The organism is Streptomyces sp. NBC_00554 (assembly GCF_041431135.1).
In the GTDB taxonomy this organism is placed as follows: Bacteria; Actinomycetota; Actinomycetes; order Streptomycetales; family Streptomycetaceae; genus Streptomyces.
In genome coordinates, this window is sequence record NZ_CP107799.1 from 2,434,385 (window position 1) to 2,446,826 (window position 12,442).

Genomic DNA, 12,442 nt, shown 5'->3' on the forward strand with positions numbered 1-12,442 from the left:
GTGATCTCAGTTACAACATCAGTCACTAAGACAACCCTCAGCCTCTTCCTTGCCTCTTCTCATCTTCCTTACCTAGCGTCGTGAGCCGCACGACGCCAGGACAGGAAGAGGACTGCACGTATGACCAACACGGCAAGGGCTCAGGGAGCCACCGTCTGGCTCACGGGCCTGCCGAGCGCGGGCAAGACGACCATCGCCGGCATTCTGGGCAACCGCCTGAAGGCCGAGGGGCACCGTGTGGAGGTCCTCGACGGTGACGAGGTCCGCCGTTTCCTCTCCGCGGGCCTCGGCTTCTCCCGCGAGGACCGCAACACGAACGTGCAGCGCATCGGCCTGGTCGCCGAGGTGCTCGCGCGTAACGGCGTGCTCGCCGTGGTCCCCGTCATCGCGCCCTACGCCGACAGCCGCGAGGCCGTCCGCAAGCGGCACGAGGCAAGCGGGACGCCGTACGTCGAGGTGCATGTCGCCACCCCGGTCGAGGTGTGCAGCGAGCGCGATGTGAAAGGGCTGTACGCCCAGCAGGCCGCGGGCCGGATCAGCGGGCTGACCGGCGTCGACGACCCCTACGAGCCACCGGTCGACCCGGCTCTCACGCTGGAGACGCACCTGCAGACCGCGGAGGAGTCCGCGGCCTCCGTGCACGCGGTGCTCGCGGCGAGGGGGATCCTGTGACCTCGGCATCCGCATCGGCAACGGCAACGGCTGAGCGGTCCTTCACGCTCTCGCATCTGGACGCTCTGGAGTCCGAGGCGGTGCACATCTTCCGCGAGGTGGCGGGCGAGTTCGAGCGGCCGGTGATCCTCTTCTCCGGCGGCAAGGACTCCATCGTCATGCTGCACCTCGCCCTCAAAGCCTTCGCGCCCGCGGCGATCCCCTTCACGCTGCTGCATGTGGACACCGGGCACAACTTTCCCGAAGTCCTTGAGTACCGCGACCGTGTGGTCGCCGCACACGGACTGCGTCTCCATGTGGCCTCCGTCCAGGACTACATCGACCGCGGTGTGCTGCGCGAACGCCCCGACGGGACCCGCAACCCCCTGCAGACCGTGCCGTTGACGGAGAAGATCCAGTCCGAACGCTTCGACGCCGTCTTCGGCGGCGGACGCCGCGACGAGGAGAAGGCCCGCGCCAAGGAACGCGTCTTCTCCCTGCGCGACGAGTTCTCCCAGTGGGACCCCCGCCGCCAGCGACCCGAACTCTGGCAGCTCTACAACGGCCGCCACGCACCCGGCGAACACGTCCGCGTCTTCCCCCTCTCCAACTGGACCGAACTCGACGTCTGGCAGTACATCGCCCGCGAGCACATCGAACTGCCGGGCATCTACTTCGCCCACCGCCGTGAGGTGTTCCAGCGGGCTGGGATGTGGCTGACGCCCGGTGACTGGGGCGGCCCGCGCGAGAGCGAGACCGTCGAGAAGCGCCTGGTGCGCTACCGGACCGTCGGTGACATGTCCTGCACCGGCGCCGTCGACTCCGACGCCACCACGCTGGAAGCCGTCATCACCGAGATCGCCGCCTCCCGCCTCACCGAACGCGGCGCCACCCGCGCCGACGACAAGATGTCCGAGGCCGCGATGGAAGACCGCAAGCGCGAGGGGTACTTCTAACCATGACCAGCACCACCACCGCCATGGTTGGCGCACCCACCACCATCGACACGCTGCGCTTCGCGACGGCCGGTTCCGTCGACGACGGCAAGTCCACCCTCGTCGGACGCCTGCTCCACGACTCCAAGTCGGTCCTCACCGACCAGCTGGAAGCCGTCGAACGCGTCTCGCAGAGCCGCGGCCAGGACACCCCCGACCTCGCCCTCCTCACCGACGGCCTGCGCGCCGAACGCGAGCAGGGCATCACCATCGACGTCGCCTACCGCTACTTCGCGACCGCGCGCCGCCGGTTCATCCTCGCCGACACCCCCGGGCACGTGCAGTACACGCGGAACATGGTCACCGGCGCCTCCACGGCCGAGCTGGCGATCATCCTCATCGACGCGCGCCACGGTGTGGTCGAGCAGACCCGCCGGCACGCCGCCGTCGCCGCCCTCCTGCGCGTCCCGAACGTGGTCCTCGCCGTCAACAAGATGGACCTCGTCGGATACGAGGAGAAGGACTTCGACCGCATCGTCGAGGACTTCGCGGGCCACGCCGCCGAGCTGGGCCTCCCCGGCTTCACGCCGATCCCGGTCTCCGCGCTCTGCGGCGACAACGTGGTGGAGCGTTCGGCGCACATGGACTGGTACGAGGGTCCGGCGCTCCTGGAGTTCCTGGAGACGGTGCCGGTCGGCTCCGACCTCCCGTCCGCTCCGGCGCGCTTCCCGGTCCAGTACGTGATCAGGCACGACGAAGTCCGCCACTACGCGGGCCAGCTGGTGTCCGGCGCCCTGCGGGTCGGCGACCGCGTGACGGTCCACCCGTCCGGCGAGAACTCCGAGATCGTCGGCATCGACGTGCTCGGCAGGAACGCGGACGTCGCGTATGCGCCCCAGTCGCTGACCCTGCGCCTGGCCGACCAGCGCGACATCTCACGCGGCGACATGATCACGGCGGGGGCGGACGTGCCCACGCTCACCCAGGACGTCCGGGCGGCCGTCTGCCATCTGGCCGACCGGGCGCTCCGCGTCGGTGACCGCGTCCTCGTCAGGCACACGACGCGGACCGTGAAGGCGATCGTCAAGGATCTGGGCGACGTGGCCGAGCTGACAGCGAACGACCTCGGCCGGATCACCCTGCGCACCGCCGAGCCGCTCGCGCTCGACGACTACGCCGAGGTCCGCCGCACCGGCGCGTTCCTCCTGATCGACCCGGCGGACGGCTCGACCCTGACGGCGGGAATGGCCGACCTCTCCTCGTAGAACCCGGTCGGACGCCCCCGAGCCCCCAGCCCTCGGATACGAGGGGGGCTCGGGGGCTTTCGTGCGTTCGCCCCCGTACAGAGCCCGGGGACCCCCGTCACTGAGTCACGGATCGTCTATAGCCCCGTAACGGTGGGAGCACGCGCGGGAGACGGACCGTTCACCTGGGTACACAGCCCGTGCCGGGCCAAAAGTCCCGGAATACGCCCGCCGAGCGCCTCTGTCCCGTCGAGTCGTACCATTTGTAAAGTTGAAAGCAGGACAGCCTGCTCCATGAACGGACCCTCCTTGCCCGACACTCCCGCCCCTGCCTCCTGGCGCATCGCGCTGCCGCACACCGCCGCGGCCGTGCCCGTCGCCCGCGCGCTGGTCCGTACGGCGCTGGCCGAACTGGAGCACGCGGCCGACAGCGACACCGCCGAACTGCTCACCGCGGAGCTGGTCGCCAACGCCGTGGAGCACACCGCCGGGGACGGCCCCATAGAGCTGGTCGTAGAGCTGCTGCCGACCGGCTGCCAGGTCGAAGTACACGATCCGGACCCGGCGCCGCCGGGCGATCTCACGGTCCCCGACCCGGCCTGCGAGCCCGACCCCTGGCAGGAGCACGGGCGCGGCCTCCTCCTGATCCGCACCCTCAGCTCGTCCTGCGGCCACCGCCCCACGGGCACCGGCAAGGCGGTCTGGTTCAGACTGCCCGTGGTACCGCGGCAGCGACGACGGGTGTAACCCCCGGCCGCCGACCGGCCGGTCAGGCCAGTGTCGCGACCAGGATCGCCTTGATCGTGTGCAGCCGGTTCTCCGCCTCGTCGAAGACGACCGAGTGCGCCGACTCGAAGACCTCGTCGGTGACCTCCAGCGACTCCAGGCCGTGCCTCTCGTAGATCTCCCGGCCGACCTTCGTGCCCAGGTCGTGGAAGGCGGGGAGGCAGTGCAGGAACTTCACGTCCGGGTTGCCGGTGGCGCGCAGGACGTCCATCGTCACGGCGTACGGGGACAGCGCGCCGATCCGCTCGTCCCACACGTCCTTCGGCTCGCCCATGGAGACCCACACGTCGGTGGCGACGAAGTCGGCACCGAGGACGCCCTCGGCGACACTCTCGGTGAGCGTGACGCGGCCGCCGCTGCTCTCGGCGAGCTTGCGGGCCCGGGCGACGATGTCGTCGGCGGGCCAGTACGCCTGCGGGGCGACGATACGGACGTCCATGCCGAGCAGCGCGCCGGTGATCAGATACGAGTTGCCCATGTTGAAGCGGGCGTCGCCGAGATAGGCGAAGGCGATCCCACCGAGCGGCTTGTCGCTGTGCTCCGTCATCGTGAGCACGTCGGCCAGCATCTGGGTGGGGTGCCAGTCGTCGGTCAGACCGTTGTAGACGGGCACACCGGCGTACGCGGCCAGCTCCTCGACGGCGGCCTGGCTGTCACCCCGATACTCGATCGCGTCGAACATCCGGCCGAGTACCCTCGCGGTGTCCTTCACCGACTCCTTGTGACCTATCTGCGAACCGGACGGGTCGAGATACGTCGTCGAGGCGCCCTGGTCCGCCGCCGCGACCTCGAACGCGCAGCGCGTACGCGTCGAGGTCTTCTCGAAGATCAGCGCGATGTTCCTGCCCCGCAGGTGCTGGGGCTCGGTCCCTGCCTTCTTGGCCGCCTTCAGCTCGGCGGCCAGCTCGAGCAGACCGCGGAACTCGTCCTCGGTGAAGTCCAGTTCCTTGAGGAAGTGGCGGCCGGCGAGGGCGGTCGGGACTGTCGCCATGGGGGCGCTCCAACGGTTACGGGACACGGACCCTTGGAATTCTATACGACTCTCAGCATTTCTATACAGCCATGCGTTCGACCGGACAGCTCATGCAGCGGGGCCCGCCCCTCCCCCGTCCCAGCTCACTGCCCGGAATCTCGATCACCTCGATGCCCTGCTTGCGCAGATGGGTGTTGGTGGTGGCGTTCCGCTCGTACGCGACCACTACGCCCGGTTCGACCGCGAGGACGTTGCAGCCGTCGTCCCACTGCTCACGCTCGGCCGCGTGCACGTCCTGCGTGGCGGTCAGGACACGGATCTCGTTCAGGCCGAGGGCCGCGGCGATCGCGCGGTGCATGTGCTCCGGGGGGTGGTCGGTGACCTTCAGTTCCTTGTCCCCCACGCCCGGTTCGATGGTGTACGAGCGGAGCATGCCGAGTCCGGCGTACTGCGTGAAGGTGTCGCCGTCGACCATGGTCATCACGGTGTCGAGGTGCATGAAGGCCCGCCGCTTGGGCATGTCGAGCGCCACGATGGTGCGCGCGGACCCGGCGGCGAACAGCTTGTGCGCGAGCATCTCGACGGCCTGCGGAGTCGTCCGCTCGCTCATGCCGATGAGCACGGCGCCGTTGCCGATGACGAGCACGTCGCCGCCCTCGATCGTGGAGGGGTAGTCCGCCTGCCCCCGCGACCAGAGATTGAAGGTCTCGTCACGGAAGAGCGGGTGGTGCCGGTAGATCGCCTCGAAGTGCACGGTCTCGCGCTGCCGCGCCGGCCAGCGCATGGCGTTGATGGAGACCCCGTCGTAGATCCAGGCGGAGGTGTCCCGGGTGAAGAGGTGGTTGGGCAGCGGGCCGAGCAGGAAGTCGTCGAGGTCCATGACATGGAAGCGCACCGAGGTCGGCTCCATGTGGGCGTCCAGGTACTCGCGCTTGGTCATACCGCCGACCAGTGCGGCCGCCAGCTCGGGCGCGGGCAGGTTTTCGAAGGAGCCCCGGAGGTGGTCGGTGGCGAGCGGTCCGTACTCCTTCTCGTCGAAGACGCGGTCCAGGACGAGCGATCTGGCCGCCGGGATCTCCAGGGCCTCCGTGAGCAGATCACCGAAGAGGTGGACGGTGACCCCGCGGTCGCGCAGTACGTCCGCGAACCCGTCGTGCTCCGCGCGCGCCCGGCGCACCCACAGCACGTCGTCGAAGAGCAGAGCGTCCTTGTTACTGGGTGTGAGCCTTTTGAGCTCTAGATCCGGCCGGTGCAGGATGACGCGGCGCAGCCGCCCGGCCTCGGAGTCGACATGGAATCCCATGCCTCCATCCTGACCATCCGGACGCGTGTTCACCCGCCGATCGGGCCGACCCGCTCCGTTTGATTTCGTCCTCTTGACGATAACCACCCCCCTCCATTATCGTCGCAGTGACGACAATGACGGACGAGGGTCGCCGAGGTGCCACTGGGCAGCTCAGCGACGAGGGGGTACTCATGGCCGACATCACCCGGCGTCTCGCCTGGCGCCATCTGCGGGGAGCGCCGACCGCCCATGTCCGGCACCATCGGTCGGGCAAGCTGCTGCACGACGGTCCCGGACTCAGCTTCTGGTACCGCTCCCTGACCGCCGCGCTCTCCGAAGTCCCGGTCGACGACCGCGAGTTGGCTATGACCTTCCATGCCCGTACGTCCGACTTCCAGGATGTCGCGGTGCAGGCGACCGTCACGTACCGCATCGACGATCCGGCGCTCGCCGCCGCCCGCCTGGACTTCTCCATCGACCCCGACACGGGCTCCTGGCGCGGCGCGCCCCTCGAACAGCTGGGCTCGCTGCTGACCGAGACGGCCCAGCAGCACGCGCTGGACGTCCTGGCCCGTACGTCGCTGGCCGCCGCCCTGATGGACGGTGTCGCGGCGGTACGGGAACGGATCGCGGGCGGGCTCGCCGCGGAACCCCGGCTGCCCGCGACGGGGATCGAGATCGTGGCCGTACGGGTCGTCGCGCTGCGTCCCGAGCCCGAGGTGGAGCGGGCGCTGCGCACTCCCGCCCGTGAGCAGATCCAGCAGGACGCGGACAAGGCCACGTACGAACGCCGTGCCGTCGCGGTCGAGCGGGAGCGCGCCATCGCCGAGAACGAACTCGCCAGCCAGATCGAACTCGCCCGGCGCGAGGAGCAGTTGGTCGACCAGCGCGGCACCAACGCGCGGCGTGAGGCGGAGGAGCACGCGGCGGCGGACGCGGTGCGCGCCACGGCGGAGGCGGCGCGCACGGTGCGCCTCGCGGACGCGGAGGGAACCCGTGTGGTGCGGCTCGCCAAGGCCGAGGCGGAGGCCGCGCGCGAGGTCGGCGAGGCGCGGGCCGCGGCCCAGGCCGCCTGGCTGCAGGTCCACGGAGACGTGGACGTGGCAACGCTGCACGCCCTGACGGGCACCCGGCTCGCGGAGAACCTGCCCCGCATCGACAGCGTCACGGTGTCGCCGGACGTCCTGACGGGGCTGCTCGCCAAGCTGAGCAACGGGGCCTCCGGGGAACCGGCGTGAGTCTCGCGCCGCGCGTCGTACTCGTCCATCGCACCACGGAGTACGAGGAGTTGGTGGCCCGGCACGGAACGCACGGCCAGGCCGCCTTCTTCCTCTCCTCCCGGGGACGGGACATCGAGGAGGTGGCGGAGCGGTTCCGTCGGACGCGGCGGGCGCTGGCCGACATCGCCTCCGCCATACCTCTGACATGGCGTCAGGCTCGGGTCGAGCGCGCCGACTTGGACCGTTTCCTCTTCGCCCCCGAGGACGTCGTGGTCGTCGTCGGGCAGGACGGGCTGGTCGCCAACGTCGCCAAGTACCTGGCGGGGCAGCCCGTTGTCGGGATCGACACCGATCCCGGGCGCAATCCGGGGGTCCTGGTGCGGCATCGGGCTGACGACGCGGGCGCGTTGATCGCCTCGGCGGTGGCCCGGGGCGGGGTCGCCGACGAGCTCACCATGGTCGAGGCCGTCGCGGACGACACGCAGCGGTTGCTGGCGCTGAACGAGATCTATCTCGGAGCCGCGGGACACCAGACCGTCCGGTACCGGCTGGGGCTCGACGACGACAGGGGTGTCGTCGAGCCCCAAGCCTCCTCCGGGGTGCTCGTGGGGACCGGGACCGGGGCGAGTGGGTGGCTGCGGTCGGTGTGGCAGGAGCGGGGTGGGGGGATGGTGCTGCCCCGGCCCACGGAGCCGCACCTGCTGTGGTTCGTGCGCGAGGCATGGCCGTCGCCCGCCACGGGGACGTCATTGGTCGCCGGGCATCTCGCCGTGGACGCCCGGCTGCGGCTCACCGTCGAGTCGGATCGGCTCATCGCCTTCGGGGACGGGATGGAGGGGGATGCGGTGGAGCTGGTGTGGGGGCAGACGGTGCGGGTGGGGGTGGCGGGGGTGCGGTTGCGGTTGGTGGGGTAGTTTTTTCGCCCCCTCCGCCCCTACCCGTCCCGATCCTGGGGGCTGCGCCCCCAGACCCCCCTTTCGCGCTTCGCGCTCGTCCTCAAACGCCGGACAGGCTGAAGACTCCCCCGTCCGGCGTTCGAAGTGGCCTCACAGCCTCGGGTCCACCGGCTCCGACTCCAGCGCCAGCACCCCGAACACCGCCTCGTGCACCCGCCACAGCGGCTCGCCCTCCGCGAGCCGGTCCAGGGCCTCGAGCCCCAGCGCGTACTCACGGATCGCAAGCGACCGCTTGTGGTTCAGGAAACGGCCGCGCAGCCGGGCGAGGTTCTCCGGACGGGTGTACTCGGGCCCGTAGATGATCCGCAGGTACTCCCGCCCCCGGCACTTGATGCCGGGCTGCACCAACCGCCCGGATCCGGAACGCACCACCGCACCGACCGGCTTGACGACCATGCCCTCGCCGCCGCGCCCGGTCATCTCCAGCCACCAGTCGACGCCGGCCTGTACGGACTCCGCGTCCCCGGTGTCCACGTACAACCGCCGAGTCGTCTGCAGCAGCCCGCTCCCGTCGTGCTCGACGAGCCGGTCGATCAGACCGAGCTGCTCGTCGTGCGGGAGGGCGGCCAGACTGCGCCCCTGGACGGCGAGGATCTGGAAGGGGGCGAGCCGCACACCCTCCAGTCCGTCCGTGGTCCAGCAGTACCGCCGGTATGCATCGGTGAACGCCGCCGCGTCGGCGGCCCGTTCGCGCTGCTTGACCAGCAGATCCCGCAGGTCGACACCCCGCTCGACGGCACCTTCGAGCGCGGCGAGCACGCCAGGGAACACGGCCCCGGCCGCGGCGCCCACCGCCGCGTACTGCGTCCGCAGCAGCCCGGAAGCCTTCAGCGACCACGGCATCAACTCGGCGTCGAGCAGCACCCAGTCGGTCTCGAGTTCCGCCCACAGCCCCGCGGCACTCACGGCGGCCCGCACCCGTCCGAGGATCTCCTCCGTCACCTCGGCGGAGTCGAAGAAGGGACGACCGGTACGCGTGTACAGCGCACCCGTGGGCCCCTCCACTCCGAACCGCTCGCGCGCGGCCTCCGCGTCCCGGCACACCAGCGCCACCGCCCGCGAACCCATGTGCTTCTCCTCGCACACAACCCGCGCGACCCCGTCGTCCTTGTACTGGGCGAACGCCTCGGCCGGGTGCTCCAAGTAGCCCTCGACGTGCGAGGTCGCCGTCGGAGCCATCGTCGGCGGCAGGTACGGCAGCAGCCGCGGGTCCACGGCGAAGCGGCTCATGACCTCCAGGGCCGCGGCCGCGTTCTCCTCACGGACGGACACCCGGCCCGCGTGCCGTGTCTCGACGACCCGCCGGCCCTGCACGTCAGTGAGGGCGAGCGGCCGTCCCTCGTGCCCGCCGGGCGCCTCCGAGGCGAGCGGCTTCGCCGGCTCGTACCAGACGCGCTCGGCCGGTACGTCGACGAGCTCGCGCTCCGGCCAGCGCAGCGCGGTGAGCTTGCCGCCGAAGACGGCACCGGTGTCGAGGCAGATGGTGTTGTTCAGCCAGGTGGCGGTGGGGACAGGGGTGTGGCCGTACACCACGGCCGCCCTCCCCCGGTAGTCCTCCGCCCACGGGTAGCGCACCGGCAGCCCGAACTCGTCGGTCTCGCCGGTCGTGTCCCCGTACAGCGCGTGCGAGCGCACCCGGCCCGACGTACGGCCGTGGTACTTCTCGGGCAGACCCGCGTGGCAGACGACGAGACGCCCACCGTCCAGGACGTAGTGACTGACGAGCCCGTCGACGAACTCCCGTACACCCGCGATGAATTCGTCGCTCTCCCCCTCCAACTGCTCGATGGTCTCGGCGAGTCCGTGCGTGTGCTGGACCTGGCGCCCCTTGAGGTGGCGGCCGAGCTTGTTCTCGTGGTTTCCGGGCACGCACAGGGCGTTGCCGGATCCGACCATGGACATCACTCGGCGCAGTACGCCGGGGGTGTCCGGGCCGCGGTCGACGAGGTCGCCGACGAAGACGGCCGTACGGCCCTCCGCGTGCACCCCGTCGACATAGCCGAGCTTGCCGAGCAGCGTCTCCAACTCCGAGGCGCAGCCGTGGATGTCGCCGATGATGTCGAAGGGTCCGGTGAGGTGGGTCAGGTCGTTGTAGCGCTTCTCGGTGCGGATCTCGGCGCTCTCGGCCTCCTCGACACCCCGCAGGACGTGCACCTTCCTGAACCCCTCGCGCTCCAAGTGCCGCAGGGAACGGCGGAGTTCGCGGGTGTGGCGCTGGATGACGCGGCGCGGCATGTCGGCGCGGTCGAAGCGTGCGGCGTTGCGCTCGGCGCAGACCTCCTCGGGCACGTCGAGCACGATGGCGATGGGCAGCACGTCGTACTGCCTGGCGAGTTCGATCAGCTGCTTGCGGCTCTCCTGCTGCACGTTCGTCGCGTCGACGACCGTACGGCGGCCCGCCGCGAGGCGCTTGCCCGCGATGTAGTGGAGCACGTCGAAGGCGTCGCCGCTGGCGCTCTGGTCGTTCTCGTCGTCGGCGACAAGGCCGCGGCAGAAGTCGCTGGAGATGATCTCGGTCGGCTTGAAGTGCCTGCGGGCGAAGGTGGACTTGCCCGAGCCGGACGCGCCGATCAGCACCACGAGGGAGAGGTCGGTGACGGGCAGGGTGCGCCCCTTGGTGTCGGTCATGCTGCTTTCTCCTCCTTCGTGGTCATGGTGAACGTGGCCATCTGGGTGGGCGGCCCCACCTCCGGGTCATCGGGGCCGACGGGCGTGAACTCCACGCCGTATCCGTGCCGCCCGGCGACGCGCTCCGCCCACGCCCGGAACTCCTCCCGCGTCCACTCGAAGCGGTGGTCGCCGTGCCGGGAGTGGCCGGCCGGGAGGGTCTCCCAACGGACGTTGTACTCGACGTTCGGCGTGGTCACGAGCACGGTCTTGGGGCGTGCGGAGCCGAACACCGCGTACTCCAGGGCGGGCAGCCGGGGCAGGTCGAGGTGCTCGATGACCTCGCTGAGCACGGCGGCGTCGTACCCCTTGAGCCTGTTGTCGGTGTACGCCAGCGAGCCCTGGATGAGCTTGACGCGCTCGGCCTGCCGTTCTCCCATGCGGTCCAGCTTGAGCCGCCGCGAGGCGACGGTGAGCGCGCGCATCGACACGTCGACACCGACGATCTCGGTGAACCGTGTGTCCTTGAGCAGCGCCTGCACCAACTGGCCCTGTCCGCAGCCGAGATCGAGCACCCGCGCCGCACCGGAGGCGTGCAGTGCGGCGAGGATCGCGTCCCGCCGCTGGACGGCGAGGGACACGGACCTCTCCTCCGGTTCCGCAGCGTCCTCCGAGTCGGCCTCCGTCTCCTCGGCCACCGCGTTGTCGATCTCCTCGACCGCGCTGTCGTCGGCCTCGGCGAGCCGTACGAGCTCCAGCCGCTCCATCGCCTCACGCGTCAGCGACCAACGGCGCGACAGATACCGGCTGGTGATCAGCTTCTGCTCCGGGTGGTCCGGCAGCCAGCCGTCGCCCGCCCGCAGCAGCTTGTCGACCTCGTCGGACGAGACCCAGTAGTGCTTGGCGTCGTCGAGCACCGGGAGGAGGACGTAGAGGTGACGCAGGGCTTCGGACAGGGTCAGCCGCTCCGACTCCAGTACGAGGCGCACGTACCGCGAGTCGCCCCACCCCGGGAACTCCGCGTCCAGCGCCACGGCTTCGACCGTCACCGTCCATCCCAGCGGCTCGAACAGCGCGCGTACGAGGTCCGCGCCGCCTCGGGCGGGCAGTGCGGGCACCTCGATGCGGAGCGGGAGGGGCCGCGCGGGCAGCTCGGGCCGGGCGTTGCACTGGCCCTTCATGGCGCTGGAGAACACCGCGCTCAGCGCCACGGCGAGCAGCGAGGAGGCCGCGTACGGGCGGTCGTTGACGTACTGGGCGAGCGCGGCGTCGGGTGCGCCGCCGCGGCCCTTGCCCTTGCCGCGCCGGACCAGCGCGACCGCGTCGACCTCGAGGAGCAGCGCGGCCGTGCACCGCTCGGCGGACGCCTCGGGGTAGAGGACATGCGCCGTGCCGTAGGAGGTCGAGAACGTCTGCGCGTTGTCGGGATGCTTGTGCAGCAGGTAGCCGAGGTCGGTCGCGGGGCGCTCTGGGGTGCCGGTGGCACTGATCGTCAGGAACACGGTGGGTTGCCTCTAAACGTCTTCTGAACTGCGGATACTTTCAGGCGGACATCAGGTCGCGGATCGCGCGCACATATGTCGGCCGTATCTCACGCACATACGTCGGCCGCGATGAACCGCGGTGATGGGTGAGCGCGCCTCGGTGATCACAGCTCCCGGCCCTTCCTCGACCTCGTAGCGATGCGTACGCCGCGCCGCGGTCAGCCCCGCATGCGCAACGCCCCTTGTTCGGCGCGCCTGCACAACGTACAGCGAACGCCTCGGGCGTACTCAGGCATTTTCC

General features: G+C 70.3%; 10 protein-coding genes. 6 read left to right on the forward strand and 4 right to left on the reverse strand.

What is annotated here, in order from left to right:
* The first annotated feature begins 120 nt into the window (after positions 1–120).
* From cysC to OG266_RS10615, 4 genes are all read left to right on the forward strand, one after another.
* On the forward strand, positions 121–672 hold the full coding sequence (cysC, locus tag OG266_RS10600; protein ID WP_329545041.1) for an adenylyl-sulfate kinase: 552 nt from the start codon (positions 121–123) through the stop codon (positions 670–672).
* Positions 669–1,607 carry a sulfate adenylyltransferase subunit CysD gene (gene cysD, locus OG266_RS10605; RefSeq protein WP_371544970.1) on the forward strand — a complete coding sequence of 313 codons (939 nt, stop codon included), beginning with the start codon at positions 669–671 and terminating at the stop codon, positions 1,605–1,607. Before cysC ends, cysD begins: the two co-directional genes overlap by 4 nt.
* A 2-nt stretch (positions 1,608–1,609) precedes the next feature.
* The gene (locus OG266_RS10610; RefSeq protein WP_371544972.1) at positions 1,610–2,851 is read left to right on the forward strand and encodes a sulfate adenylyltransferase subunit 1; all 1,242 of its coding nucleotides are present in this window, start codon (positions 1,610–1,612) and stop codon (positions 2,849–2,851) included.
* A gap of 273 nt (positions 2,852–3,124) precedes the next feature.
* Complete coding sequence (locus tag OG266_RS10615) at positions 3,125–3,577, forward strand: ATP-binding protein (protein WP_371544975.1); 453 nt, start codon at positions 3,125–3,127, stop codon at positions 3,575–3,577.
* 22 nt (positions 3,578–3,599) lie between these two features.
* Here OG266_RS10615 and argF read toward each other — a convergent pair whose 3' ends face one another.
* Together argF and OG266_RS10625 are read right to left on the reverse strand one after the other, a co-directional pair.
* Complete coding sequence (gene argF / locus OG266_RS10620) at positions 3,600–4,607, reverse strand: ornithine carbamoyltransferase (protein WP_371544977.1); 1,008 nt, start codon at positions 4,605–4,607, stop codon at positions 3,600–3,602.
* A 61-nt stretch (positions 4,608–4,668) separates the two neighbouring features.
* Positions 4,669–5,892, reverse strand: coding sequence for an arginine deiminase (locus tag OG266_RS10625; RefSeq protein WP_326720173.1), 1,224 nt, complete (start codon positions 5,890–5,892; stop codon positions 4,669–4,671).
* Positions 5,893–6,065: 173 nt separating this feature from the next.
* On the opposite strand from OG266_RS10625, the gene OG266_RS10630 reads away from it, so the two are divergent.
* Both OG266_RS10630 and OG266_RS10635 read left to right on the forward strand, forming a co-directional pair.
* The gene (locus OG266_RS10630; protein ID WP_266474176.1) at positions 6,066–7,112 is read left to right on the forward strand and encodes an SPFH domain-containing protein; all 1,047 of its coding nucleotides are present in this window, start codon (positions 6,066–6,068) and stop codon (positions 7,110–7,112) included.
* Positions 7,109–8,008: a hypothetical protein gene (locus tag OG266_RS10635; protein WP_371544980.1), complete on the forward strand. Its 900-nt coding sequence runs from the start codon at positions 7,109–7,111 to the stop codon at positions 8,006–8,008. The genes OG266_RS10630 and OG266_RS10635 overlap by 4 nt, the downstream gene beginning before the upstream one ends.
* 132 nt (positions 8,009–8,140) lie before the next feature.
* Here the strand turns inward: OG266_RS10635 and OG266_RS10640 are convergent, their stop codons facing one another.
* Positions 8,141–10,678 carry a polynucleotide kinase-phosphatase gene (locus OG266_RS10640; protein ID WP_371544981.1) on the reverse strand — a complete coding sequence of 846 codons (2,538 nt, stop codon included), beginning with the start codon at positions 10,676–10,678 and terminating at the stop codon, positions 8,141–8,143.
* Positions 10,675–12,159, reverse strand: a complete 1,485-nt coding sequence (locus OG266_RS10645; RefSeq protein WP_371544983.1) for a 3' terminal RNA ribose 2'-O-methyltransferase Hen1 — start codon at positions 12,157–12,159, stop codon at positions 10,675–10,677. Before OG266_RS10645 ends, OG266_RS10640 begins: the two co-directional genes overlap by 4 nt.
* Positions 12,160–12,442 lie beyond the last annotated feature (283 nt).